Annotated in this window: 25 protein-coding genes and 1 other annotated feature; of the genes, 10 read left to right on the forward strand and 15 right to left on the reverse strand. The window is 45.8% G+C overall.

All coding sequences use genetic code 11. From position 1 onward, the window contains the following. Positions 1–59: 59 nt before the first annotated feature. The 8 genes from ABCM67_RS13415 to ABCM67_RS13450 all read right to left on the reverse strand — a co-directional run bounded on the left by ABCM67_RS13415 (position 60) and on the right by ABCM67_RS13450 (position 7,583). On the reverse strand, positions 60–218 hold the full coding sequence (locus ABCM67_RS13415; RefSeq protein WP_003500126.1) for a Maff2 family protein: 159 nt from the start codon (positions 216–218) through the stop codon (positions 60–62). 89 nt (positions 219–307) lie between these two features. Beyond that, positions 308–2,131 carry a type IV secretory system conjugative DNA transfer family protein gene (locus tag ABCM67_RS13420; RefSeq protein ID WP_342992916.1) on the reverse strand — a complete coding sequence of 608 codons (1,824 nt, stop codon included), beginning with the start codon at positions 2,129–2,131 and terminating at the stop codon, positions 308–310. Continuing rightward, positions 2,128–2,598 carry a PcfB family protein gene (locus ABCM67_RS13425; RefSeq protein WP_015567070.1) on the reverse strand — a complete coding sequence of 157 codons (471 nt, stop codon included), beginning with the start codon at positions 2,596–2,598 and terminating at the stop codon, positions 2,128–2,130. Before ABCM67_RS13425 ends, ABCM67_RS13420 begins: the two co-directional genes overlap by 4 nt. 91 nt (positions 2,599–2,689) lie before the next feature. After that, positions 2,690–3,739: a hypothetical protein gene (locus ABCM67_RS13430; RefSeq protein ID WP_342992917.1), complete on the reverse strand. Its 1,050-nt coding sequence runs from the start codon at positions 3,737–3,739 to the stop codon at positions 2,690–2,692. A 14-nt stretch (positions 3,740–3,753) separates the two neighbouring features. Further along, complete coding sequence (locus ABCM67_RS13435) at positions 3,754–4,467, reverse strand: antirestriction protein ArdA (protein ID WP_005927704.1); 714 nt, start codon at positions 4,465–4,467, stop codon at positions 3,754–3,756. A 4-nt stretch (positions 4,468–4,471) separates the two neighbouring features. Next, entirely contained in the window at positions 4,472–5,557 is a 1,086-nt protein-coding gene (locus ABCM67_RS13440; protein WP_144100237.1) for a DNA cytosine methyltransferase, read from the reverse strand. Then, the gene (locus ABCM67_RS13445; protein WP_009901612.1) at positions 5,544–5,900 is read right to left on the reverse strand and encodes a hypothetical protein; all 357 of its coding nucleotides are present in this window, start codon (positions 5,898–5,900) and stop codon (positions 5,544–5,546) included. Before ABCM67_RS13445 ends, ABCM67_RS13440 begins: the two co-directional genes overlap by 14 nt. A 309-nt stretch (positions 5,901–6,209) precedes the next feature. Beyond that, positions 6,210–7,583, reverse strand: a complete 1,374-nt coding sequence (locus tag ABCM67_RS13450; RefSeq protein ID WP_342992918.1) for a ParB/RepB/Spo0J family partition protein — start codon at positions 7,581–7,583, stop codon at positions 6,210–6,212. A 211-nt stretch (positions 7,584–7,794) separates the two neighbouring features. Next, positions 7,795–8,044: a binding site (T-box leader), on the forward strand. A gap of 95 nt (positions 8,045–8,139) precedes the next feature. Between ABCM67_RS13450 and ABCM67_RS13455 the strand changes: the two genes are divergently transcribed. Genes ABCM67_RS13455 through ABCM67_RS13465 form a run of 3 tightly spaced genes read left to right on the forward strand, consistent with a single transcriptional unit; the run spans position 8,140 to position 10,988 of the window. Beyond that, positions 8,140–9,837 (forward strand): carbon starvation CstA family protein, encoded by a 1,698-nt coding sequence (locus ABCM67_RS13455; RefSeq protein WP_147602655.1) that lies wholly within the window; start codon positions 8,140–8,142, stop codon positions 9,835–9,837. A 9-nt stretch (positions 9,838–9,846) separates the two neighbouring features. Next, entirely contained in the window at positions 9,847–10,170 is a 324-nt protein-coding gene (locus tag ABCM67_RS13460; protein WP_161206344.1) for a hypothetical protein, read from the forward strand. Further along, a complete protein-coding gene (locus ABCM67_RS13465) occupies positions 10,152–10,988 on the forward strand; it encodes a S8 family serine peptidase (protein WP_342992919.1) in 837 nt (278 codons plus the stop codon). Before ABCM67_RS13460 ends, ABCM67_RS13465 begins: the two co-directional genes overlap by 19 nt. Before the next feature lie 54 nt (positions 10,989–11,042). Here ABCM67_RS13465 and ABCM67_RS13470 read toward each other — a convergent pair whose 3' ends face one another. Continuing rightward, positions 11,043–11,213 (reverse strand): hypothetical protein, encoded by a 171-nt coding sequence (locus ABCM67_RS13470; RefSeq protein WP_005428285.1) that lies wholly within the window; start codon positions 11,211–11,213, stop codon positions 11,043–11,045. A 156-nt stretch (positions 11,214–11,369) separates the two neighbouring features. On the opposite strand from ABCM67_RS13470, the gene ABCM67_RS13475 reads away from it, so the two are divergent. Together ABCM67_RS13475 and ABCM67_RS13480 are read left to right on the forward strand one after the other, a co-directional pair. Then, entirely contained in the window at positions 11,370–11,750 is a 381-nt protein-coding gene (locus ABCM67_RS13475) for a TnpV protein (protein WP_005428283.1), read from the forward strand. Positions 11,751–12,059: 309 nt separating this feature from the next. Beyond that, positions 12,060–12,725 carry a PBECR4 domain-containing protein gene (locus ABCM67_RS13480; protein ID WP_005428282.1) on the forward strand — a complete coding sequence of 222 codons (666 nt, stop codon included), beginning with the start codon at positions 12,060–12,062 and terminating at the stop codon, positions 12,723–12,725. Between the two features lie 411 nt (positions 12,726–13,136). Here ABCM67_RS13480 and mobQ read toward each other — a convergent pair whose 3' ends face one another. The 6 genes from mobQ to ABCM67_RS13510 form a co-directional block, all read right to left on the reverse strand. Beyond that, positions 13,137–14,846: a MobQ family relaxase gene (mobQ, locus tag ABCM67_RS13485; protein WP_023924145.1), complete on the reverse strand. Its 1,710-nt coding sequence runs from the start codon at positions 14,844–14,846 to the stop codon at positions 13,137–13,139. Positions 14,847–14,981: 135 nt separating this feature from the next. Next, positions 14,982–15,203 carry a hypothetical protein gene (locus ABCM67_RS13490; RefSeq protein ID WP_005428277.1) on the reverse strand — a complete coding sequence of 74 codons (222 nt, stop codon included), beginning with the start codon at positions 15,201–15,203 and terminating at the stop codon, positions 14,982–14,984. 169 nt (positions 15,204–15,372) lie between these two features. After that, a complete protein-coding gene (locus tag ABCM67_RS13495) occupies positions 15,373–16,230 on the reverse strand; it encodes an ATP-binding protein (protein ID WP_005428275.1) in 858 nt (285 codons plus the stop codon). Continuing rightward, positions 16,227–16,943 carry a replication initiator protein A gene (locus ABCM67_RS13500; RefSeq protein ID WP_005428274.1) on the reverse strand — a complete coding sequence of 239 codons (717 nt, stop codon included), beginning with the start codon at positions 16,941–16,943 and terminating at the stop codon, positions 16,227–16,229. The genes ABCM67_RS13495 and ABCM67_RS13500 overlap by 4 nt, the downstream gene beginning before the upstream one ends. 24 nt (positions 16,944–16,967) lie before the next feature. Then, positions 16,968–17,351: a hypothetical protein gene (locus ABCM67_RS13505; protein WP_005428271.1), complete on the reverse strand. Its 384-nt coding sequence runs from the start codon at positions 17,349–17,351 to the stop codon at positions 16,968–16,970. A 3-nt stretch (positions 17,352–17,354) separates the two neighbouring features. Beyond that, positions 17,355–18,272, reverse strand: a complete 918-nt coding sequence (locus tag ABCM67_RS13510; RefSeq protein ID WP_009245410.1) for a ParM/StbA family protein — start codon at positions 18,270–18,272, stop codon at positions 17,355–17,357. 714 nt (positions 18,273–18,986) lie between these two features. Here ABCM67_RS13510 and ABCM67_RS13515 point away from each other — a divergent pair. The 5 genes from ABCM67_RS13515 to ABCM67_RS13535 all read left to right on the forward strand — a co-directional run bounded on the left by ABCM67_RS13515 (position 18,987) and on the right by ABCM67_RS13535 (position 24,195). After that, the gene (locus ABCM67_RS13515) at positions 18,987–19,565 is read left to right on the forward strand and encodes an ABC transporter permease (RefSeq protein ID WP_244094046.1); all 579 of its coding nucleotides are present in this window, start codon (positions 18,987–18,989) and stop codon (positions 19,563–19,565) included. Continuing rightward, positions 19,558–20,451, forward strand: a complete 894-nt coding sequence (locus ABCM67_RS13520; protein WP_005428264.1) for a hypothetical protein — start codon at positions 19,558–19,560, stop codon at positions 20,449–20,451. The genes ABCM67_RS13515 and ABCM67_RS13520 overlap by 8 nt, the downstream gene beginning before the upstream one ends. Before the next feature lie 12 nt (positions 20,452–20,463). Beyond that, positions 20,464–21,105 carry an ATP-binding cassette domain-containing protein gene (locus ABCM67_RS13525; protein ID WP_009245407.1) on the forward strand — a complete coding sequence of 214 codons (642 nt, stop codon included), beginning with the start codon at positions 20,464–20,466 and terminating at the stop codon, positions 21,103–21,105. 359 nt (positions 21,106–21,464) lie between these two features. Beyond that, positions 21,465–22,985, forward strand: coding sequence for a DUF6034 family protein (locus tag ABCM67_RS13530; RefSeq protein WP_005428257.1), 1,521 nt, complete (start codon positions 21,465–21,467; stop codon positions 22,983–22,985). Between the two features lie 115 nt (positions 22,986–23,100). Beyond that, positions 23,101–24,195, forward strand: a complete 1,095-nt coding sequence (locus ABCM67_RS13535) for a S8 family serine peptidase (RefSeq protein ID WP_009245400.1) — start codon at positions 23,101–23,103, stop codon at positions 24,193–24,195. Positions 24,196–24,205: the final 10 nt, after the last annotated feature.

A 24,205-nucleotide genomic window follows, 5' to 3' on the forward strand; every position in this document is an offset into this window, starting at 1 on the left:
CTTGTAGCCTGCCGCTGATACCGTCTGGATTGTGCTTTTCCTTTCGTTTTTTGTTCCAACTAATTAGCCATGAACTGCTTAATGCCCTGTGATTTTGCCGCAGGGTTATCCGACCCGTAACCTTCCAGAAGGTTGATGACGCCCCATACCGCCAGACCGGCACCAAGAGCCATAACCAGAATTTTGAGAATGTCGATTGCCTGATTGAAAAATTCCATATACGTTCCTCCATTTTGTTTGTTTGATGGTTTTGGGTACAAAAAAAGCCGCCCACATCGGCGGCGCTTCGGGTCATCATGGCCCGAAGTTACACAAACTCGTCGCTGTCCAGATCATCGAAATTCAACAGGTCAGCTTCTTCGTCCGTGTCGGAGCCGTCCACTTCGTACACCGTGTATTCGTCCTCCGGCTTTAGTCTCAATGGCCGGTGGCGGAACAGGCTTTCCAAGCGGAAGGCGTTTTTCTTTTTATCAAATTCGGCTGTGTACTTGTAATTCGGGTGCTTTTTCAAGTCATACTTCGGGGACAGGAAGGGCGGGAGCCCCCGAAGCTGCAAGATACATTTATCCCCGGGCATGGTGGTGATCTCGCTGGTGGTCATCAGTTCCCGGCCAAGCCGCTGCATATTCTGGCTGTAACTTTCAGACTGTCCCCGGCTTCGGCCCTCGGTCTGCATAGAGATGGTGGCCTTGCCCAGCCAGTTTTCCGAAATATCCTTTAGGGTGGAAGCCTCCCGGCCTCCGAGGAATACGATACTGTCCATGTTGCCCATGATGGTTTCGGAATGGTCTTTGTACAATGCCTTGCACTGGCTTATAGCCTGATAAAAGAGCGTCAGGCTGATCTCACGGGAGCGGATGACGGCCACGATCTTTTCCAGCCCCGGCACCTGCCCGGTGTTGGCAGCCTCGTCCCATAGCACCCGCACATGGTAGGGCAGACGCCCGCCATAGGTGTTGTCAGCCCGTTCACACAGAAGGTTGAACATCTGCGAAAAAGCGAGGGCAACCAAAAAGTTGTAGGTGGTGTCCGTGTCGCTGATAAGGAAGAACAGAGCCGATTTTTCATCCCCCAGCTTATCAAGCTCCAGCTCGTCATAAGACATAATCTCCCGAAGCTGGGGAATATCAAAGGGAGCCAGTCTTGCACCGCAGGAAATCAAAATGCTTTTGGCTGTCTTGCCGCTGGCGAGCTTGTATTTCTTATACTGCCTCACGGCGAAGTGCTGGGGGCTGCGGCGTTCCAACCCGTCAAACATATAGTCCACCGCATTTTTGAAGGTTTCGTCATCCTCCCGGACTTCCATGCTGTTTATCATTTCCACCAGCGTATTCATGTTGCGTTCTTCCTCCGGCCCCTCAAAGACGATGTAGGCCACAAGGGCACAGTACAAGAGGGTTTCGGCTTTGGTCCAGAACTCGTCGCCCTCCTTGCCATCGCCTTTGGTGTTGGCGATCAGGGCGGTAACGAATTTCAAAACATCGCTCTCCGTCTTGATATAGGCCAGCGGATTGTAGTGCATGGATTTTGAAAAGTCGATACTGTTGAACACCCGCACCCTGTATTTCTCCCGTTGCAGAAACCGCCCGCACTGGTCGAGAGTGCCGCCCTTCGGGTCTACCACCACATACGAGGAATGGGATTGAAGGAGCTGCGGGGTCAACCAGAACCTTGTCTTTCCCGAGCCGGACGATCCGATGACACAGGCGTTTAGGTTCCGGGCATTGGCGGGTATCTTCGGACGGGTGTTCATGGTAAGGAACTCCGTCCCGGTCAGAATGACATTGTTCTGAAATTTAGGGTCTACAAACGGCTTTATATCCTCCTTTGTTCCAAAGCGGGCGGTGCCGTACTCTGCATCCCGCCGGAATTTTTTCGCCTGCCTGATCTTTGACTGTATCAGCAGATACACCCCAGCCGCACCGGCAAGGCCCACCAGCAGGTCAATACCGCCAAGCCCCGGCCAGTAGGTTTCAAAGGCTTTGGGGAAGGTATCGAGCATCCCCATGAGCTTTGTCCCGAAGTCTGTGCCGGGGGCGATCCGGTAGGCCGTCCCGATTTTGGAGAAGAACCAGAACACAAAGAGGTACGGCAGGTTTGGGAGCACATATTTTCTAATCTTGTCACTCAACGTCCGTCCTTCACCGCCTCTCTGGTCCGCTGCTTTTCCTTTGCCTGCGTCCTGATCTGCTCCGTGAATTTCCGAAGCTGGCCGAGGATGGAAGCCTTGTCCTGCTCTTTGTTCAGCACCTTTGCGCTGTACTTCTGGAAGGCCGCCGTGATAGCGTCCGCCTGATTGGCTTTGAAAAACAGTAGGTAATGACCGGGGCTCACTTTATGGAAAGCGTAGTCCACATGGAACTCCTTTGCGATCCGGTCAAAATCCTTTGGGGCTCCCACATAGGGCATGGCGCTTTTGCCGCCATAGTGGTTCATCAGCTTTTTTACACTCTGGCGTCCCTGCGGGGTCAGCGCCTTCCGGTGGTGCTTTTGCAGCGCCCGCGCTACCTTCCCAAGAGCGGCAGCCAGCACTTTTCCCGTGAGCTTCGTTGTCCTGATCGAAAGGGCAACCGTTTTTTGGTTTACTTCTTCCTGCATAAAACCTCCTTTCCGTCGGGGTTCCCGCTATCCGGGAGGCCCCCGTACAATCTCGGGGAACAGAAAACCTCGGGCCAATGTGGCCCGAGGCTTACCGCTCGGCATCTCTGCCGGACGGAGCTTTCTTTTCCGGCTCCGTCTGGACTTTTTCACCCTGTTCCCGCATGGTCTGCAAGATAGAGGGCTTCTTTTGGAGCTGGGAGGGCTTTTCGCCGGACAGCGGCTTGATACATTCCAGACGGTCAGCCGCCCGGATGGCGTTGTCCGTGAGCTGCCTCTGCCATGCGCCTACACTGGGAGCCCAGCGGAAACCGCTGCTTTTCAACTCGGCCCGGGTGTCCGCGTCAGGCTTTCCGTCAAAGAATACCTGCAAGCGGTTGTCCTCCCGGTTCATCTCCACACGGCCCCCGTCGAACTCCCAGCCGGAAAACTCCCGCTGCGCCTGTTTGGAGAGCTGTTCGATACGCGTCTTTACCCGGCGGATCTCCGCATTGTTGTTGGTAAGCTGGTAGCTTTCAAAGGGCCTCGGGTCGCTCCGCCAGTTTGCCGCCATGCTTGCTTTCAGCTTTTCGATCTGGTCCGGCGACAGCAGCGCACAGCCATCCAGCTTGCCATGCTTGCGGTAATAGGCGTTGACCTCCTTCATAATGAGCTGGGAGCGTTCCAGCCCGTCCAGCTTCTTCTGGAGCTTTTCAATCGCTGCCGGGTCATCGGCGCTGATCCCGCCCATGCCGGTGCTGCGTATCTTATCCAGCAGCCCTTGAATATGCCTCCATTCCTCCATGTTGCTGTCCCGCGCCCGGTTCTGTTTTTCCTTCTTTCCCACCGGGAAATTGGAAGGCCCGGCGATCAGCACAGAGGGAACCCTTGCGTCAATGGCAAAGCCCTGGTTCATGTTTTCGGCCAGCTTGCGGGCGTAGGTGTCTAACAGATGGTCGATCTTCTCATGGTACATGGGGTCCACCCGGGATTTCTGCTGTTCCGCTATGGCGGCGGCCTTGTCCACCATTGCCCGGTATTCCGCCGTTGCGCTCCCTTCCTTGTAGTCGGAAAAGCTGTTCATTTCCTTTGCCCGGCGGGCGGCTCCTTCATTGATAGGGTAATAGTTGATGGTATGCACCTCCTTCATGCTTCGGGCCATGCTGGCCCGAAGTCCTACCGTTCTTCATGGGAAGGCCCCGCCTTGTCCTTCTTCGGAGCGGGCGGGGCTTCTTGAAACCGTTTGAGTGCAGCGAGAATGGAGTGGACAGGCTCGGCCTTTTCAGGATAGGCAAATATCCGGTGTTCCGGCGGAATGTCCTGCGGCCCGTGGTAATACTCCTTGAAGCCCTCCGGGACTGCCGACACATACCCACCGGGAGCGAATACGCCGCCCTCGTTGATACGCACATCCCGCCCGTATGCCTCATAATCGAAGTAGTTCTGAATGTGCTCCGGTATGTCGATAGTCCCAAGCTCGTCGGCGTAAAGACGGCCCAGCCCTTCATCATCGGAAATATCCGGGTAAAAGCGGTAAAGGTCAAGGTTCTGCGTCAGGTTTATCAAATCCTTCACGCTCCTTGTGTGGTTTCCTAAGACAAGAGCGGCTTCAAAGGTTTCCAGTCCGCCCTTATCCCGTACTTCCAGCAGGGCGTGGCCCAGCTCGTTCAGCTCGTCGATGTTCTCACATTCGTAGAGATGATCGTAGAGCCCCAGCACATCACTGTCAAAGCTGGTAAAGAACACTTCGCTGTACCGTTTCCCGTCTATCCCGATTTTGGCAAGGGCGGCCTGCAACTCCTGTGTCGTCATGGGGAAATGTACCGTTGTCCCTACCTCAATCCCCATTAAGGGGTATAGGGCTGTATTGGTTATATAGGCTTCAAACATGGGCTCATTCCTCCTTTCCGGCCCGGTCAGCCAGCACCTCATAAATCCCGGCCATGATGTAATCGGCACAAGGGAGGGCAATCGCATTTCCCAGCGCCTTGTAGCGTTGCAGAGGCCGGATCTCCATGCCGTCCGCCCCGTACTTTGTCCAGCCCTCCGGCAGCCCCATCAGCCGTTCGCTTTCCGTTTCCGTCAGAAAACGGATGCAGCCGCCCTCCGGGTCGCCCTCATACCAGAAGGCAAAGGGCGTTACATCACTGGCTAAAAGAGTGGGAAAAGGGTCAGTTGGTAATCCGAAGCTGTTTCGGAAGGCCGTTTCTTCCTGCCTTTTTGCCGCTCCCCGCATACGGAAGCACTGAAAGGGGTGGATGACTGGTATCTGCCGCCCTGTTTCAAAAGAAGCTGTTCGATCTCCTTCGGCGGCGGCCCGCCCGCCCTCTCCGCAAGGCGGAGGAAGTGGGAGCATTGGACGGGGCTTAAATAGTATGTCTGCGGCACGTCTGCCTCCAAAATCCGCCACGACGAAAATCCGCTGCCTTCGTGCCAGCCTTCGGGAGCCTGCCCAATACTGGGCGTCCATGAGTCGCCAGCACACATCAGGCGTTCCCCCTCGCACCATTCCGGCGTTTCCCCATCTTCCCGAAGGAGGCATTGGAACTTCGGTGTCCGAGAAGGCGGATAAGACGGCTCTAAAGTCCATCCGGTCATTTGTAGAAAACGCTCCCATGACGTTTTCCCAAACAGCGATAGCTGGATATAGGTTATCAGTAGCATCCCTCATTTCCTGTATGATACGAAACGCCTGATAGAACAGGCTTGATTTTGCCCCGGCAAGGCCGGAGCGGTTGCCGATCAGAGAAAGGTTCTGACAGGGGGAACCGAAGGTAATTATATGGACAGGTGGGATTTTCCCGCCGTCCACCTTCGTAATATCCCCCAAATGCACCATGTCGGGAAAGTGCCTTTTGGTTATGGAGATGGGCGCTTTTTCAATCTCGCTGGCCCATACCGGACGGATACCGCACCGGGAAGCAGCCAGAGGGAACACGCCGATCCCGTCAAAAAGGCTCCCCAGCTTAATGTCCGGCATGGCCCGGGGTGCCGTGTCCCTTCACGGCAAGCACCCCTTCCAGCGTTGTCGCCGCAATGCCCAGCCGCCCGGCAACCGCAATATCGTTTTTTACATCCTCGTCCACAACGCTGCCGCAGACGATCAGGGTGTGGGAGCGCCGCAGCATATCCCGGCGCATATCAATCCCGGCCTTGTGTTCCTCGGGAACGCTGTCATTCAAAAACAGCGGCAGATACAAGAGCGGGCAGATCGGGGAAAAGCCCGCCTCATAAGCAAGACGGCAGTAGTGGGCCGCCAGCTCCATATCAACATCCGGCTCGCCGCTCCATGCGGCGGTCAGGTATGCTAAAGGTCGTTTCATTGGTTGAGCCTCCATTTCTGTTTTGGTTTAGGGAAAAGCAAGAGTTCGCCCAACCCCTCCGCCCCTTCCCCCGGGAAGGGGAACGGCTCTGGAGAATTTATATCCCCGTCGCTTGACCGGGAAAAAGCATAACCGGGAGAAATCCGTCAAGGGTGCCTCTGGCACCGCCTGCGGCGGCGCTGCCCTTGACTGATTTTCCCGGCTATGCTACGGAATAACTGGCGACGGGGAATAATTTATATCTCCAGAGCTTCGGGGCGCGGGGCAGAGCCCCGCAATCCTCGGGCCATGCTGACCCGAAGTTTGGGCTTACTTTTCCTGTTCGGTTTTCTTCTCCGGCTTTTCATGTTCCTTCTGCTGACCCTTCCAGTCGTCCAGCAGCTTGATGATCTGGTCCTTCATTTCCCTCGGCGTAGTTTCCTTGCCGAAATACTTGCTCAGTTCCGCACCTGTCAAAATCACTTTGTCTACCTCCTTTTTGTCCTCCATCATAATGCCGTCGATCACATCCCCGTTGAGCAGCTTCTTTTCGTCCAGCTCACGCATACGCTTTGCCTGCGCCTGTGAAGGCGAGGACTGCTGGCTGTCAATGGCGACGGCGATATAGTTCTGGTTCTTCTTGCCGATATAGGAAAGCTCCACCGCCGTAGTAAAGCCCAGCTTTTTTTCATCCATCAGCTTCATCAGGTCTGGAACCAGCTCATTGAGACGGATATACCGCTGCACCTGCTTGACCGCCATCTTATTGCGCTCGGCCACGATCTCGTTGGAGCGTTTGCCAGCGTCCTTCGGGTCAATCTGGCCCGAAGTGCGGGAGCCCTGGTGCTTGATAGCCTCAAGCTGCATTTTCAAGGCTTTGGCCCGCTCACTGGGTAGGATTTCTTCACGCTGGTTGAGATTGTCCTCAACCATCTGTGTGATGGCTTCATCGTCTGTCAGGTTTCGGACGATACAGGGCATATCCGCATACCCGGCAAGCTCGCTGGCTTTCTGGCGGCGGTGGCCGGACACGATCTCATAGCCGCCATCCTCACGGGGACGAACAATAGCGGGCTGGGTCACGCCCTTGTCCTTAACGCTGGACACCATAGCCCGCATTTCTTCATCATCCCGAACCTCAAAGGGATGGTTCTTGAAGGCGTAGAGCTCGTTCAGCTTGATATAGACGATCTGCTCCTTGCCCCGGCGTGGTGCATCCTTCGGCTTTTCGGGTTCCTTCGGAGTGGGAGCAGTCTGCACCGTTGGAGCCGTTTTTTTCTCCGGTTCCTTTTTGACCGCCTTTTCCGGTTTCTGTGCGGGAGCTTTGGGCTTCGGGACTGCGTCCTTGTCCTTATCTGCCTTCGGGGGACGGCCCCGGCGCTTCGGCTGTTCCGGCTCTTTGGGTTTTTCCTCCGCTTTCTTCGGAGCCTCCGGCTGCTTTTCCGGTTTTTCCGTTTTTGCCGGGACAGGCTTTTCCCCGCTGGGAGCTGCCGCCCGTTCCTCGACTTTCTTTTCCTTCATAATTTCAGCGAAGTTATAGACAGAAACCTGTGGGTTCTTTACCTTCGGTTCCGTCTTTTTTTCCGGCTCCGGGGAAACGGAAACCTTCTCCGGCTCTTTTGGGGGAGCGGGAGGCGTTTCCTTGCCCGGCCCGCTATCCGTTACCGGCTGTTCCGGCGTTTTTGTGGTTTTATCATCTGCCATAAGCATTTACCTCCTGTTTTTTGGCATGAAAAAAGGGGCTCAACTTTTCAGTCAAGCCCCCGTGGGAAGTTCCTCCTTTCTCCGCCATGATACAAAAATACCGCCCGTAGTCTCGTTTGGGCGGTACTTTGTGTAAGATTGGCAGTCCATTATTAAGTTTTTTATTATGTTCCCTTTGTACACCGTTGCAAACATTAGATAAATAAAAAAGAGAAATGCATGGAACAGGACAGACCACAAAAAGCATGCCGGATTACAGAGAGCCGCAGGCTGATGAGAAGCGGCAGAAGGTATTTTGTGATATCACCTGGGAGCATCCCGCTGAATAGAAATCTTTAAGTAAGCCGGGACGTAGTCTTCACGTTACAGAAGAGGCTGTTTGATATGACAGTAATAAGTGGTCGCGTTTAGCAATAAATACGATAATACAAAGTGGTACCACGGAACATTCCGCCTTTGTTATCCGAAAGGATAGCAAGGGCGTTTTTTGATGCAATAACTGTTTTACGGTCATTGTATCATGTATAAAAAACACAAAGGAAAGAGAGTTGATATTATGAACGGAATAACAATGATGATCATAGCCATTGTAGTTCTCGGAGGCGCATATCTTCTGTATGGCCGTTATCTCCAGAACAAATGGGGTATTGATCCAAAAGCAAAAACTCCTGCTTATGAGCTGGAGGACGGAGTTGATTATGTACCGGCCGATACAAATGTAGTATTTGGCCATCAGTTTGCATCCATAGCAGGTGCGGGCCCGATCAACGGACCTATCCAGGCCGCAATTTTCGGCTGGCTGCCGGTTCTGCTCTGGATCCTCATCGGAGGTGTATTCTTTGGAGCTGTGCAGGATTTTGCATCCATGTACGCATCTGTAAAGAATAAAGGACGTACTATCGGATATATCATCGAAGCGTATATCGGAAAGCTTGGAAAAAAATTGTTTCTTTTATTCTGCTGGCTGTTCTGTATTCTGGTCGTTGCCGCATTTGCAGATGTTGTAGCAGGAACCTTTAACGGATTTGTCGCAAATGATGCAGGAGCTGTTACAAAGGTAGCGGCAAACGGAGCTGTTGCAACCACTTCCATGTTATTTATATTTGAGGCTGTTGCACTTGGATTTTTCCTTAAATATACAAAATTCAACAAATGGGTCAACACTGCAGTCGCAATTTTACTGCTGGTAGCAGCAATTGTGCTGGGACTTAATTTCCCCATGTATGTAAGTCTTGGAATCTGGCATATCATCATTTTTGTATACATCCTGATCGCCAGTGTCGCTCCTGTATGGGCACTGCTTCAGCCACGTGATTATCTGAACAGCTATCTGCTCATTTTCATGATCGTTGGCGCAGTTATTGGTGTATTTGTAGCCAATCCGTCCTGTAACCTGAAAGCTTTTACAAGCTTTAATGTGGACGGACAGTACATGTTTCCGATCCTGTTTGTAACCATCGCCTGCGGTGCTGTTTCCGGTTTCCATTCACTGGTATCCTCCGGTACTGCATCCAAGCAGATCAAAAATGAGAAAAATATGCTTCCTGTTTCCTTTGGAGCAATGCTGATGGAAAGTATGCTTGCCATCATCGCGCTGATCGCAGTTGCATCCTTTGCAGACGGCGAGGCAGCAGCACAGGGGCTTACAACACAGCCGCAGATTTTTGCAGGTGCTATCGCAAACTTCCTTTCTGTAGTTGGCCTTCCACATTCACTGGTATTTACCCTGATCAACCTTGCAGTATCTGCATTTGCACTGACCTCTCTTGACTCTGTAGCCAGAGTCGGACGTCTGTCATTCCAGGAATTTTTCCTTGATTCTGATACAGATGAGGAAAACATGAGCCCATTTCTGAAAGTCGTAACAAATAAATATTTTGCAACAGTTATCACACTGGTACTTGCCTACATGCTTACAAAAGTAGGCTATGCGGAGATCTGGCCGCTGTTCGGTTCCGCAAACCAGCTGTTATCCGTACTTGCCCTTGTAGCCTGCGCGGTATTCTTAAAGAAAACAAAACGTCAGGGCTGCATGCTCTGGATCCCGATGGTATTCATGATGGCAGTTACCTTCACAGCACTTGGTATGACCATCACAAAACTTTCAAAAGCACTTTTTACAACAGGACTGGATCTTGGAAACACCTTACAGCTTGTATTTGCAGTATTACTGCTGATCCTTGGTGTATTGGTAGCGATCCAGGGCGTGAAGAAACTGCTTGAGAAGACAGATGATAAAAAAGCAACGGCATAATATTATCGGATGAGATTACGTATTTTTGTTTGGCTGGAGAAGCATAAAAAGGTACTGATGGATTTGTTAGTGTATTGCAGCAATTCTTTACCTTCCTCCAGCTTGCAGCGCAAAATAAATGCGCTGACAGAAAAACCAAGGGTCTTTTTAAATAATCAGGAAATGATGGCTGCGATGATGGAAGGAATGCCGCTTCGTCAGTTGTTAAGCTTCGTTCCCGGAATTAAAAGAGAAATGCTGGAACAGATGGTTGGTGCTTTAAACGAAGGCTTTGCATATAATAAAAAAAATGTATCAATGGAAATGAAAGCCTTATGCCAGATCAGAAAATAGAGAATCTTCTTAATCTTGCCATGAATGCCCTGCCGCAGGAACGGGCGAAATCGGAAAATCTGAATGTGGGATATGATCCCACCACCAGGCTGTGGGATGTGATCGTGAAATACAGCGGTCCGGAAAGCGGACTTGGTGGTGAGAGGATCCAGGTGGTCCCGCTGCTTGGCAGCTATGCAGTAGTGACATTGCCGGAAACGGAAATTTCTGCATACTCAGTCAGAGAGCAGATCGAGTTTATAGAAAAGCCCAAGAGACTTTATTTTGAGACCTTTGAAGAGCGGGAGGCAAGCTGCATTTTGCCGGTGCAGAATGGAGCCGATGGCTTAACCGGCAAGGGGATTTTGGTGGGTATTGTGGATTCCGGGGTGGACTATTTCCATCCGGATTTCAGAAATGAGGATGGCAGTACCCGGATCCTGCGACTGTGGGATCAGAGTGTAGCTGGAAATCCACCGGAAAACTATGTATCAGGAACTGAATATACAAAGGAAGAAATTGATGAGGCGCTTACACTCGGGGAAACCGAAGGCAGGCGCCTTGTTCCGTCTGGGGATTTCAGCGGACATGGAACAGCAGTTCTTGGAATAGCAGCAGGAAATGGGAGAGCATCGGATGGAGTGAATCGAGGCGTTGCGTATAGAAGTGATCTTCTGGTGGTAAAGATGGGAAATCCACGGGAAAATTCATTTCCGCGGACAACGGAGCTGATGGAGGGTATTGATTACCTGATACGGCAGGCAGTGAAGATGAGAAAACCGATCGTTATAAACGTCAGCTTTGGGAATAATTATGGTTCTCATGAACCTTATAATTAAGGGAAAACATAAGAAAACACTGATATTTCCTGTGTTTTCAGGCAATTCAGTGTTTTACTCGGATTCATGTTTGGTTGTTGTTTGAGTCTTATAATACTCGGTCAGGATCATGTTAATCTGCTGGGAACGTGTACGATAGTTCGCTTTTGCATCCTTATCAATCTCAGCAACCAGTTCTTTGGACAAAGTAGTATAGACCTGAATATTGTTGGAACTGATAGCCATGTGGCACCTCCGATTCAATTTAATAGAATTATTCTATCATACTTCTTCGGGAGGGGCAATGTGAACTGAAAATTGAAGAATTATTGTTACTGTAAAATTGGAACGGTCGTAAAGAAAATCTATGAATAGAGAACGATAAGAAAGGTAGAACAGACAATGAAGAAAACAATTTTTGAAGAGATGGGCGGTACTTATATCAGACATGGGGATTATCTTATCCCTGCTCTTACCTTACCGAAGGAAGAAGAACAAAGGGTTGTCGGTGTATGGGGACAAAGACATTTGCGGTATTTGAAGGAATACCGCAGATTGCTATATCTGAATATGCTTACAAGCGGCAGGCTGAATGGTTATTTGGCTGATATAGAAGAACAGGCACAGGAACGCTTTGAAAGACTTGTAGAACAGATGAAACAGGCACAAGGCATTACAGAACAGCTAAAGGTGGAAAATGTCTTGGAATGGATAGGAAGAATGAACAATATACAAGTATGTGCGAGGGAGATTGTGGATAAAGAGATAATTTATCAAGAATGAAATGTAAGATAAATAGTGTATAAAATGTAGCAGGGCATCATAAGATAAAATTGTAATTGCATTTTCCACATAGTTCGTGTAAAATGTAATTAGAAAAGCTGTGCATCAGCGGTGGGTTGACACCTAAAATCTGATACGTTTTCCGAACGAAGGTGTCGGAGGTTGGCAGGCAACGGAAAAACCTGATATTTTCCAGACGAAGGTGCTGGAGGTTGGCAGACAACGGAAAAATCAACCATGAGAAGGGAATGTTTAGTGCTGCGGCGTGAACATTCCCTTCTCTAAATTTTATGGGATAAGGATTAAGTTATGGACAAAAGACGTGCAATTCAGATTATGACAAAAGCGGCACAACTATATAAAGAACATCTTGAGGATCAGAAGGTTTTGTTCCTATATGGCTTACCGAAAGAGGTGAATAAGCAATTACAGGAAAGTAATAAGATTTTGTCATCTGTACAGGGATATGAAGTTGTTTTCCATAGATACAATTTTTTACATTTGACAGGAGTTCGATTGAATAAAAAAGAGACAGCTTCTGCAATTCATTTTTACCAGAAATGCCTGGATAAGCGATTAACAGAAAATGATTTTGTTTTTGCAAAAGATGGCTCTACGGGGCAAAAATTGGATATATTGGAACGTATGATGCTTATTAAGAAAAACGTAACAATGATAGGAGAATTTACAGATCGAGGACCGAAATTATATACAGAAAAAGCTGCCGGGAATATATGTGGTTGTATTGGCTTCGTAAAAGATAAAAATACGAAATTAAATGTACCGAACACATTGCTGAAAAAGGACATCAGAGATGTAACAGCACAGCCTACATATAAAGTATTTGCTGTAATATCAAAACACTATACAGATGAGAAATATACAAATCTTGTGAAGATGGACAAAAGTATTGATTTGAAAGAGTGTTGTTTCTCAGAAACAATAGAAAATATGATAGATAGAGAAAATCTATAATGAAATATAAAGAAACCATGCTACTGCTTTTTGTAACAGTATCATGGTTTTATTGTTTGTCGTCTATATTTTAAGTTGATTATTACTTTACAAAATTGGCAATGTTATAATTATCATTGATTTTAGAAGAAGGGAGTATCGAGGGAAATTAGTGGAACTGGTTTTGCAAGCATAGCGTTTGGATATCCAAACGCACTTTGGGAGCCCCCCAAACCCCATTTGTTGGCTTTACAAAGTAGGAATTTTTTGCTCAAGATAAAAAGAGAGTGCGTAAGCGGAAAGAAATCAAATTATGCTTACGCACTTTGTGCCTCACTTTTGCTCGGTGGTTAGCAGTTTGTGAATTATTGGGATGAAGCAATATAACTGTTTTGAGAAAACGGGATATTTTTTATATTAGTAGTTTAAACATTATAGTTCTGTGTTGTGCGATTTTTGCCTGGATTGAACAGGATGTTTTTTTTGCAATTCCTGTTTCCTCTGATATTCAAGTTCCCAGGTACGATGAGAGAAGCTATAGGGATCTTCCATATTGAGATCATCCACTTCATGGGTTGCGATATCACGATAGTGATAGTCATAATATTCACCAAAAGTACCTTTGAGCTGCTCAATCAGTTTCTCTCGGAAAGTAGGTCGTATCTGGATTCTGGCATCCAGTAATTCTGTATATTGCTCTGGTTTAGGCCGGAGTTTTTCCTCTTGGAAAGCGACAGCATCTTTTTCAAGCTGCTCTTTGAGAGCCATATCCTGAGAATCGAGAATATCCAGATTCTTATCCATCTGGTCGTATTTTCTGGAAAGGCTCGCCATATCTTTCTCTGTGGAGCATTCAGCCTGAAACAGCAGCTGTTCTTTGGCAGATTTCAGTTCCTCGATTTCTTCTGTTACGGTTGTAAGCTGCTGGTTTAACTTTATATGCTGGAAAGGATTTAGAATACTGGTTTTACTTTTTTGCACATTTAGTTCTTTCTTTTCAGTAACTTTCGCTTTGAGCTTTTTCTTAATGGTATCATATTTATTTAGGATAGGACGAAAATGCTGCATCCAGTCATGGATCACTTCTTTTTGCATTTCATTATGAAGTAAATGATATTGTGTAAAAATCATATGATTGCGGATTGCTTCTAATGTTTCTGCAATTACCGGAATAGATTTTTCGACAGCTTGAACCAATTTTTTTATCTGTGTTTTTAATTCCCGTAGTATTCTGTTATCCGCACGAACCCGACGGTTGATTTCACACCGGTCTGCTATCATGCCTTTCTTTTCCATATTCTGGGCAATGTAGCCTTCGTGGATGGTTGGCTGTTCAGTGATTCCCTGAGCTGCAAAACTGCGGTGATCAATGGCGGCATTTATCTGATTAAGGGCAAGCATTTTATTTACGGCATCTGCCCAGTTTGCTCTCCAGAGGCAGAGCTGTTCCTCACTGTTCCATTGTTCGGAAATCGGGTTTTGTCTGCCATACCGGGTGCTTTTTGGATGTTTGTCGATACGTTCATAACCTTTCTCCTGTGCTGCCGAGGGAGTCAGATATACTTTCTTTTTCCCAGCTTTATAACGATACTGTTTTTCCCAGCCCTCTTTCTGAGCATCCTTAAATTCAGAAGCAGTAAATCCCTTTTCCTCTCCATCTTTGATGCATAGATATTCTTTTTCGGTTTTATACTGCCATGTTCCGTTTTCGTTTAATGGACGGACAGTAAGTAGAATGTGTGCATGGGGATTGTGACCATCTGTATCGTGAATGGCGAAATCGGCACACATTCCCATATCTACAAAATTCTTTTGAATAAAATTCTGAAGAAGAGAAATATTGCTGTCTTTATCCAACTCAATAGGGAGTGCGACAACAAATTCTCTTGCCAGTCGGCTGTCTTTTGTTTTTTCAGCAGCTTCTACAGCATTCCAGAGTTGCTCCCGGTTTTTCCATTTAGGCGGAGCCATAGGGGGAAGCATTACTTCCTGATAGATCAGTCCATGTTTTCGGGTGTAGTCATGCTGGATGCCATCGTAATCATTGTATATGCGGCTACAGCTCATATAAGCAGATGCAGCGACAGCAGACCGCCCGGAACCACGGCTGACGACCTTGGCTTGCATATGATAAATTGCCATATCTGGCACCTCCTTTCGATGTTGCCTGCAACAGCGGATAGCCCTCGGCAGAGCGCACGAGCCCCGTAGGGGATACCACCGCCCGATTTATCGGGTGGTGAGTAAGTGCGCCCTTCGGGAGTAGAACTTGTGTATTTACATTCCTCTTAGCCGGAGCATCAGCTCCCGCTTTAGGGTATCTAAATCCATTTCTTTAATATGTGGAGCAATGCTTTCCAGAATCGCTCCTTCTTGAATCAATCTGCGTGTTCTGGCATTACGTTCCTTTTTACGGTTTCTTGCTTCGATTTCTTCCAGTCTGTGTTTTGCCTGTAAAAGCACTTTTTCTTCTGGTGTCATAATTCTTTTATTTGCCATATCTGGCACCTCCTTTTTATGCCCGTATCCGGGCGATTTAGTTTTAAAATCTTGTGGTTTAGTACTATAGTTTTAGATAACTGACAGTGGCATGTCTCTGGTGATAAATAAGAAAAGAAAGTAGTACTACTGTCAGTGAAAAATAGTTATTGTGCGATGCTGCTTTGTTTCAACTCTGGTTTGAAGTGTGATTATCTAACAGAATTTTTTTCGTTTTTTTTAAATTAGCTGTTGCATTGTCCTGACGGATATTCCGGTTATTGATACGGATGGGAACACATCTCTCCAGAATCCGGTCATAAATTCGCTTGTGTGCGATATCAGCGGCGTTATTCAGCTCTGATAAAGTGAGATTGGTTGTTATGATCAGGGGCTTTTTACTGCGGTAACGGCTGTCAATCACATTGAATACCTGTTCCAGTGCAAAGTCAGAGTTCCGTTCAATTCCGAGGTCATCAATGATCAGAAGGCTGTAGCGGTTTAAGCTGTGGATGAACTGATTCCTGTCTTCAAAATGCATTCCGGTAAGGGTATTCAGAATCCGGGAAAAGTTGGTCATCAGTACCGGGACGCCTTTTTCCAGAAGGGCATTGGCAATGCAGCCTGCAAAGAAAGATTTTCCAGTACCGACATCGCCCCAGATGAGAAGTCCGGAAGCGTTTGCTTTCATCTCTTCCCAGTTACTTACATAATTGTGTGCAAGTTTCATTTCCGGATTGCTGCCGTTATCTTTGGCAAAGGTGTAGTCATAAAGTGATTTGTCCTGTAAGCCGCTGGTTTTGAGATGCTCTATTTCCATTTGCTTTTCATGAAGTTTTCTCTGGGCTTCCTCCTGTTCAAAGATCTCCTGCTGGCACTTACAGCGGATGGAAGGAATAAGAACCTTTCCCTGTAATTCATGCCTGCACTGTCTTGGCGTATTGCATTTGGAACAGTAGATCAGGTGATTTGTTTCGTTAAAATATTCATCAGACTGAAGCTCTCTGTTTGGTGTGATAGCTGTTGGTTTTTCTGTAAATGTTGTCATAATGTTTCGTATTCCTCACTTTCATAATTTCGTTGCCGGGAAACAGGATGATCCTGTCTTGCCCAACGGATGATGGTAGCTGCATGGTTTTGGTATTGCTTTCCGGTAGAAGCCATATAACCGGATAAGCGTTCCATATAGTCCTGCCAGTCAGGGATTGTCTGCCGGATATTTTCCAGCTCCGTCTCTGACAGAAAAACATTTTGAAATGTTCCATAGGGTGAGCGTGGCTCTTTACTCCCTCTTATTGTTAAATGGTTCTTTTTTATCTCTTTCTTATTACTGGACAGTTTTCTGTCTGTATCAGGGAAAGAATCCTGTCTGTCAATAGGACAGTTTTCTGTCTGTCTTGAGGAAAGAATTCTGTCTGTATTGCTGAGGGTTTCTTTCGGGATTTTTACATAGATCCGATTAGGGTGTCCGGGTCCCTGCCGTTTTCGGAAGATAAGCTCTTGTTTTTCCAGTACTGCCAGAGCAGTTTTCACCGTCATCTGGCTTTTGTGGAGAACTTCTGCCAGTGCTTCAATCGTAAAGTAGAGGAACACATGACCATTTGTATCTGACCAGCCCTCATTTTTCTGGGAAAGCCTTGCACGGTCGAGCAGGATCATATAAAGCATTTTGGCAGTTTCGTTTATTTCCATGTCCAGAAGAAAACGGGGAAACATCATATAAGATGGCAGGCTTGTGTCTGCTGTCAGAAAGTCCGTCATGTGTTCACCTCCAATCACAATGGTTTATTCTCCAAGAAAATCCCAGTCTATATCACGATCCGGCTGTTCTTTTTCAGGAGCTGGAAAGGGCATCCTGATGGGGGATTCCCTTTCCAACATGCCTGCAGTCAGCCCGGACAGAAAAATCGGCAATGACTGTTTCAGGCTGTGTTCTACTGCTTCTACAATCTGTTTCACAAAAAGTTCTTCCCGTTCCCTTGTTTCCAGATAGGGATCAGCCTGAGTGCGGTAGTAGCGGTCAAAATAATCGACCAGTGCAAGGGAGATTACCTGGCTGTAAGATTTAAAATTCTGTCTGTCCATCGTCTGTAAATATTCCCAGGCTCTCCGCTGCTGGTCTTTGTCCAGATTAAATCGCAGGTTTGTGTTGCGGATATGGTTCTGCATGGCTTATCCCCTCCTTTTCAGGCTCATATAAGCCAGAGATTCATAACCTTTGGCAGTGGCACAGATATCATCAAGGATGGTAACTCGTGATTTGTCATACGCTCCAAAGTTACGGATCAGGCATCCACCGCCTCCGACCACATACAGGCGCATCAGGCCAGGATTGTATTCATATTTGCGGAGCGTGGCAAAAATATCTGTGACATACTGTCTGGCAACAGCAGTAATACAATCCAGATAAGACGCTGAAATGTCAGCGGTTCCAAACCGCAGAATCTGCTCTACGGTAGATTCTTCAATCTTTACTCCGAAGTTGTCCAGAACAGCGTTTTTAGCGGCAATCATGCATTGGTTTACGCCAAACTTTTCTGTCCAGCACCGGCTTTCCTGTGCTTTCTTATTATTGATATACAGAATGTTCATGGTTCCGTTGCCGATATCTGCAAGAAGATTTGTCCCCTTGAAATCTCCAAGTCGGTTTACGATAGCCGGATATCCCTGCGGGTAAAGGCTGCATCCCACAAAACGGAGATGATACTCTTTGCTGTTAAATCGGTAATGGACTTCTGGATTCTGGAGCAGATAGGAACGGAAATCTTCTCTCTGGTTTCTGATCCATGTCAGAGGAAGCCCGGCAGCCAGATGAACGTCTGCTTCACGGATGGAAAAGACATTCAGTTCCCTTGCAATCGCCATGAGAGTTAGAAGATAATATTCTTCGTCCATAGCTTTATCTGGGATAAATTCTTTGTGTCCTTCGCCAATCCGGTAGTAAATGCCGTTATATTCCAGAATATTCCCGGTGAAGATGGGTTCTGTTTCATAGGCTTTGATTCCGGTTGGTGTGACGGTATTTGCTGTTTTCATGTTGCCGTAGCCGTGATCTACAGCAATGATTTTTGTGTTTCTGAGTTCTCGCATAAAAAACACCTCCATTTTCGTATTGATTAATTCAGCAGGCTGTACCGGTGTGGTACTGCTTTGCTGTGAGATAAGCATACGAAAGTTGGAGGAAAAAGACATTGAGGGAAAATTGAGTTGGAATTGAAAAATAGGATATAATTTTGTAAAATAGAGCAATTTCTTTAGTTTTTTATAGCCCTGCATTTTTTTGTTATAAACGTTCATTAAATGTTGACATGTTATTATATAAATGGTAAAATTGCACAATAAAATGTGGAAAGTTGGATGGAATTTATTGAATTATAATAAAACTAATCGTACTTAACTGGCGGCTTATGTATTTGTAGAACTTAGAATAATAGAAAATTTAAAATATTATCAATTTTTACAGCTGTTGCAATGCTTTCAGTAGGAACAACAGTTTTTGCAAGTCCTTAACTGTTGTTTGATAAGGAGTGTAGTTTTATACAAATAGTGATATTATTGCAAAAAACTAGGATTTTATAAAAATAAAAAAATCAAGTCTATAGCTGTTTGAAGTGAGGAGAAAAGCGTATGAGAAATGTGTTGGCAACGGACATAAAAAACAATATTCGAAGCATTCGCTTTATTTTGGGGATTTTTCTAATCGTTTCGGCTACCCTGATGTCTGAGCATGAGATGTTGCAGAAGATCATAAATGCAGGCGGATCTGCAGAAGGACCAGGCTGGTTCGTAGCATACACCTATTGTATGAACAGCGTTAATATGCTTCTGTTTGTTCCCATTGCCGTTGCTTTTGCGGGTGGAGAGAATACGGAGGCTGAGCTGCACAGTCGTTTTTTTCTGTTCAGTTATATCCGTTCAGGGAGAAAACAGTATCTCGTAGGAAAAGCAGCAGGATTGTTGGTCTCCGGAGGTTTGACAGCTTTTTTAGCCATGGTGTTCCTTCTTGTAATCTGTATACTGAGGTTCGGTCAGTATCCTTCTCTGATTGACGGAAATTATGAGATGGCAGTGCTTGTGGGCAGAACGGCGGTAAGCTTTCTGAGATTGTTTTTAAATGGCGCTTTTTGGGCGCTAATTGGCGGTACGTCGGCTGTCATAACAAAAAATCGCTATATGTCCTATGCCGTTCCTTTTATTCTTTATTATGTCCTGACCGTATTTCAGGAGCGTTACTATCAAAAAGCATTCTTTCTGAGTCCCCGCTATTGGGCGGCGTCTATTTACTACAATGATATCTTCTGCATTGCTATATTAGCGGTTGGAAGTTTTTTAACGGCACTGATCTTTATGTGCGCAATAGAAAGAAGGTTGCGGTATGCGTGATATTAAACAGGCTTTTTGGATTGCAGGCCAGAATTTCTATGGATGGAAAAAAAGTCCGAGGATCTGGATGACCTTTATTTTGGCAGCTATATTATGTCTGATGCTGTCGGATCAGATTATTTCCCATGCGATAAAATATGAGACAATCCTTCAGGTATTCGAGCCGTTTATTTGGACATATGGGGATGCATCCTCTGTTATGCTGTCCTCCCTGCTTTTAATCCTGCTCTTTGCGGACATGCCATTTATCAGTCAGGCAACTCCGTATTGGCTTGTACGCACAAAACGGAAGATATGGCTTGCGGGTCAGATTATCTATGTGATCCTGGCGACTGTGATCTATAATATTTTTTTGGCTGTGATGCTTGGAATTATGGGAGCTCCCTTTTCCTTTACGGGAAATGTGTGGAGCGAAACAGCGGCAATGTTGGGCTATGGCGGTGGGGAGAGCATAACCGTTCCTGTTTCCATAAAAACAATGGAAAGCTCAACTCCTTATATGTGCGCAGCAATAGTGTTTGGACTTGTACTTTTATATACTCTTTTTATCGCAGTTCTCATGTTGTTTTTAAATCTGGCTGCGGGAAATATGGCAGGGGTGATCGGTGCTTTTGCAGTCAGTCTGTATGGGCTCCTGCTGAACCCAGATGTTTTCCGGAAACTGTTTCATTTTACAGAAAGTCAGGAATATAGGGCGAACGTGTTCTGCGGCTGGCTGTCTCCGTTGAACCAAGCTACCTTTCCCATGCACAGCTTTGGTTATGATTACCTGCCAGGGATCGGGATGAGCATGTTCATATTTGCAATATTAATCATAGCGCTGATCGGCTTGTCAGCCGTCCGAATTAAGGGCTATAATTTCTCTTTTACGCAGACAAACGAATAAATGGAGGGCAAAATGGAATATGCAATCAGGTTGAAGGGACTGACAAAATCCTTTCAAAAAGAAAAAGTATTAAAGAACATTACCCATGATTTTGAAAAAGGGAAGATTCATGGGATTATGGGGTTTAACGGTTCAGGGAAAACCGTAATGTTTAAATGCATCTGTGGATTTTTACAACCTGAGAGCGGCACAGTGCTCGTAGGGGGAAAACAGATCGGGAAGGAGCTGGACTTTCCAGATTCCGTAGGCATTATCATTGAAAACCCTGGCTTCTTTCTGGATCTCAGCGGTTTTGCGAATTTAAAGAGACTGGCGTCTCTGAAACACCGTATTTCCGATGACGATGTGAGGGCGACGATGCGTGCCCTAGGGCTTGATCCTCTGTCTAAAAAGAAGGTAGGACAGTATTCTCTTGGAATGCGTGAACGTCTTGGTATCGCACAGGCAATCATGGAAGATCCGGAGCTTTTGATATTGGACGAGCCTTTTAATGGTCTGGACAAGCAGGGGGCAGGAGAGGTCTGCGAGCTTTTGCGGGGATTAAAGGAACGAGGGAAGACTATTCTTATCGCAGCACATAACATGCTGGAGATCGAATGGCTCTGCGATACGATCTGTGAGATGGATGCAGGTGTCCTGACGCAGATAAAATAAAAATACGGGGGAACAGATTTGATACACAATTTTTAAAGCCATAGGGACTCCTTTCAGAACCATAGGTTCAATAGATTATAGGGAGTAGACAGCATTGACTGAATGCTTAGGATAAAAACGAGAGTTGTTTTTACAAAGATAAGGTTACGTGCTCAGGGCACACTTATTTGTGCTTGAAAAAGCATTCTACACATATAAAAATACGGTCATCCGATGAACGGACAGCCCACTCACCTCCCCGTGATTTGTAGTATACTGAATATCCCTATGGAACAATTATAAAAAGATAGCTGCAATAAGCCAACGTTTTTTTCATGACGTTTTGTGCCTTGAGCAGCGCGAAAGGAATGGATATAAAAATGAAAAAAAGTGTTTTAGCAATTATGGTAGGTGCGTTGTGTATTATTCTTTCCAGCTGTCAGGAAACACCAGAGGAGAGTTCGGTAGTCAGCAAAGTGGATGGGATTAGCGAGGCGGCTGTCTGTGAACCTCTTAAAAAAGGAGAAAAGAGAGAGACAAATGTTCCAACGCATTGGAAATTTGAAGAAAAGAAAAGCAACGACCGTGTGGTTATCCAGGCAGATATTAAGTTGGGCGAACAAAGCATTGGCAATCTTCCAGTCATAGAGATGCAAAATCACGAGTTAACGCAGGAAGAACTGAATGGATTGATTGATTATTTTACGGACGGTGAGGAACTATATATGCCACAGATGGTGACAAAGGATGCGTATCAGGAAGTGTTAGACAGGATTTCCAGCAAGGAAGGAAGTTACTTGCAATCAGCATATTCTACATCGATTGCAGGGATTCAAAACGCAACCCGAGAGGGGATGGAGCTTGCACCGGATGAAGCGTCTGCACCGGAAAAGATGGAGATAAAATTTCAAAAAAAAACAGAGGATCACGGTGTGGAAGCGGCACGGAGTTGGATGAGTACTGAATTGGAAAACACAGATACAGAGGATTATTTTACTGCAGATGTGGGCGAGGACAGGAAGGCATATATAGAAGCAGAGCGGTATAATCAGGAAATTGACAATGACAGTAGTTTTCTCTGGATGGAGGGTTCTAATTTTATAGAAGAAGAAACAATAGAAACTGAGGAAATGCAGAGTGAGTATTACAGTAGCTTTGGCATGGATACCAACGGCTATACAGAGAAATTTCATGAACTGGCAGATGCGTATCGAAAGTGCATGGACAAGATCACCTTTACAGAGGAAGATGGAAAGGAACAGGCAGAACAAGTTTTAGAGGATTTAGGTATCGATGGAATGGGCCTTGTAGATTCTGATCGTACCGTGTGGTTCCCGAATGGCGCATGTTCAGAGCGCAATGGTCTGGGACTTGGTAGTGATGCTTTGTGGCAGGGAGATCTGGATAGAGGATTACCGGGATATCTGTATTGTTTTTCGAAAAGTGTAGAGGGTATTACTTCAGTTCCTGATGGCGTGGTTGCGGAAGAAACAGTGGATAGTTATGTGCCTCCGTTCCAGGTAGAAACAATCTCTATTCTGATAACAGAGGAAGGAATTAAATATTTTAAATGGGATGGGATATCGGAAGAAGTCTGTACGGTGACGGAAAATACAAAGCTTCTGCCTTTTGAAAAAATACAGGCAAAGCTGACAGATCAGATTTTTTATTGGTATTCCGGAAAAGGCCAGTCTGCCAACGACACTACCGCACTGGAGTATGATGTGGTAAACGCAAAATTGCAGTATACTTATACCACAGCCTATCAGGAGCCGAAACACGCATGGTTGGTTCCAGCATGGATTTTTACTGTCAGGGAAAGTATTGGTGGAAATTCTCTACAGGAGCTTTCTTATGTGATCAATGCTTATGATGGCAGTGTGATTGGAGAAGCATATTAGGGTTCAGCGACACTTGAATTTTTATTGACCATAGAATTACAAGGTTTATCATGAGAATAATAAATATGCGATATTTGGCTTGGATATATAACAGGTAAGAATAGGAATAGTGCAAATGATTAAGCTCGCATTGATTGATAACGGTATACCTTATCATATGAGAAATAACAGGAATCAAAGGATTGTTCATAAATCTTTTTTGGCTTCTAAATGCGATCCAAGTGAGTATAAAGACGATAAATCATTCCATGGCGCTGTATGCGTCGGAATTATCACAAGCATATGTAGTGATATAGAATTATGGGACTTGAATGTGACTGACTCTGCAGGAACAACACAGATCACAGTTTTGCTGGAAGCTTTGGAATGGTGTATTCAAAATAAAATAAAGTTAATTCACATGAGTCTTGGAACAATCAATTATTTTGATATTAAACCCTTATGGATTCAAATAAAAAGATTACTTGATGCTGATGCGATTATAGTAGCAGCATATCATAACAGAAATATAAAGACTTATCCAGCTGCATATCCAGGTGTTTTTGGTGTCAGGCAGGATCGTTATGGTCTTTTGGGAAATGGTCAAATTCTGTTTCAAGAACAAAAAGGTTATAATATTGAGAATTCTATTATAGCAAATTTTTCGTGGAATGGGATCGTAAATCAAGCCAATAGTTATGCGGCTCCTGTTGTCACTGGACATATTGCTACATATTTAAACAGAAAGCCCACAGCAGGATTTGATGATGTTATGGACTTTTTGATGACTATAGCAACGCATAAATCTGATTATCCGGATATACTAGAAAATGTAATAAGGGATAAAACCAATATAGAGATACCGGTAATTGCCGGTATTGATTTAGATTACGAGGAAATGATACAGCTAAAAGTGATGTTTAGTCAGAACGGTTATTACGCAATAAATCTGCAGAAAAATCCTTTAGATGAAAATGTAATTCCTTTAGAATATTATGACGATTCCAATGAGTCATTGAACGATATCCTTTATACAGTATATATAGCTTATGAACCTGATATTATTCTTTTGAATCAAGAGGAAGAAATATTTGAAAGTAGTAAGGCATCAGATATAGATATGTATATTGTGCGTAAAAATAATATGTATGAATTGTATGCAGAAGATCGAATAGGAATAACTTACAATATAGAGGATATATATGAGCTTGTTTGTCAATATTTTGCTTAACGAATAGTGA

Source organism: Blautia sp. 2227st1_G12_2227SCRN_220401, from assembly GCF_039062885.1.
GTDB classification, from domain to species: domain Bacteria; phylum Bacillota; class Clostridia; order Lachnospirales; family Lachnospiraceae; genus Blautia_A; species Blautia_A fusiformis.

Bases quoted from the DNA above. Each gene is read 5' to 3' on its own strand.
- ABCM67_RS13520 (WP_005428264.1), top strand. From the start codon at position 19,558: ATGCGTGATATTAAACAGGCTTTTTGGATTGCAGGCCAGAATTTCTAT.
- ABCM67_RS13415 (WP_003500126.1), bottom strand. From the start codon at position 218: ATGGAATTTTTCAATCAGGCAATCGACATTCTCAAAATTCTGGTTATG.
- ABCM67_RS13445 (WP_009901612.1), bottom strand. From the start codon at position 5,900: ATGAAACGACCTTTAGCATACCTGACCGCCGCATGGAGCGGCGAGCCG.
- mobQ (WP_023924145.1), bottom strand. From the start codon at position 14,846: ATGGCAATTTATCATATGCAAGCCAAGGTCGTCAGCCGTGGTTCCGGG.
- ABCM67_RS13515 (WP_244094046.1), top strand. From the start codon at position 18,987: ATGAACAGCGTTAATATGCTTCTGTTTGTTCCCATTGCCGTTGCTTTT.
- ABCM67_RS13455 (WP_147602655.1), top strand. From the start codon at position 8,140: ATGAACGGAATAACAATGATGATCATAGCCATTGTAGTTCTCGGAGGC.
- ABCM67_RS13505 (WP_005428271.1), bottom strand. From the start codon at position 17,351: ATGCAGAACCATATCCGCAACACAAACCTGCGATTTAATCTGGACAAA.
- ABCM67_RS13500 (WP_005428274.1), bottom strand. From the start codon at position 16,943: ATGACGGACTTTCTGACAGCAGACACAAGCCTGCCATCTTATATGATG.
- ABCM67_RS13440 (WP_144100237.1), bottom strand. From the start codon at position 5,557: ATGCCGGACATTAAGCTGGGGAGCCTTTTTGACGGGATCGGCGTGTTC.
- ABCM67_RS13480 (WP_005428282.1), top strand. From the start codon at position 12,060: ATGGACAAAAGACGTGCAATTCAGATTATGACAAAAGCGGCACAACTA.
- ABCM67_RS13510 (WP_009245410.1), bottom strand. From the start codon at position 18,272: ATGCGAGAACTCAGAAACACAAAAATCATTGCTGTAGATCACGGCTAC.
- ABCM67_RS13495 (WP_005428275.1), bottom strand. From the start codon at position 16,230: ATGACAACATTTACAGAAAAACCAACAGCTATCACACCAAACAGAGAG.
- ABCM67_RS13475 (WP_005428283.1), top strand. From the start codon at position 11,370: ATGAAGAAAACAATTTTTGAAGAGATGGGCGGTACTTATATCAGACAT.
- ABCM67_RS13435 (WP_005927704.1), bottom strand. From the start codon at position 4,467: ATGTTTGAAGCCTATATAACCAATACAGCCCTATACCCCTTAATGGGG.
- ABCM67_RS13525 (WP_009245407.1), top strand. From the start codon at position 20,464: ATGGAATATGCAATCAGGTTGAAGGGACTGACAAAATCCTTTCAAAAA.
- ABCM67_RS13430 (WP_342992917.1), bottom strand. From the start codon at position 3,739: ATGGCCCGAAGCATGAAGGAGGTGCATACCATCAACTATTACCCTATC.
- ABCM67_RS13470 (WP_005428285.1), bottom strand. From the start codon at position 11,213: ATGGCTATCAGTTCCAACAATATTCAGGTCTATACTACTTTGTCCAAA.
- ABCM67_RS13535 (WP_009245400.1), top strand. From the start codon at position 23,101: ATGATTAAGCTCGCATTGATTGATAACGGTATACCTTATCATATGAGA.
- ABCM67_RS13425 (WP_015567070.1), bottom strand. From the start codon at position 2,598: ATGCAGGAAGAAGTAAACCAAAAAACGGTTGCCCTTTCGATCAGGACA.
- ABCM67_RS13450 (WP_342992918.1), bottom strand. From the start codon at position 7,583: ATGGCAGATGATAAAACCACAAAAACGCCGGAACAGCCGGTAACGGAT.
- ABCM67_RS13460 (WP_161206344.1), top strand. From the start codon at position 9,847: ATGAGATTACGTATTTTTGTTTGGCTGGAGAAGCATAAAAAGGTACTG.
- ABCM67_RS13490 (WP_005428277.1), bottom strand. From the start codon at position 15,203: ATGGCAAATAAAAGAATTATGACACCAGAAGAAAAAGTGCTTTTACAG.
- ABCM67_RS13530 (WP_005428257.1), top strand. From the start codon at position 21,465: ATGAAAAAAAGTGTTTTAGCAATTATGGTAGGTGCGTTGTGTATTATT.
- ABCM67_RS13465 (WP_342992919.1), top strand. From the start codon at position 10,152: ATGCCAGATCAGAAAATAGAGAATCTTCTTAATCTTGCCATGAATGCC.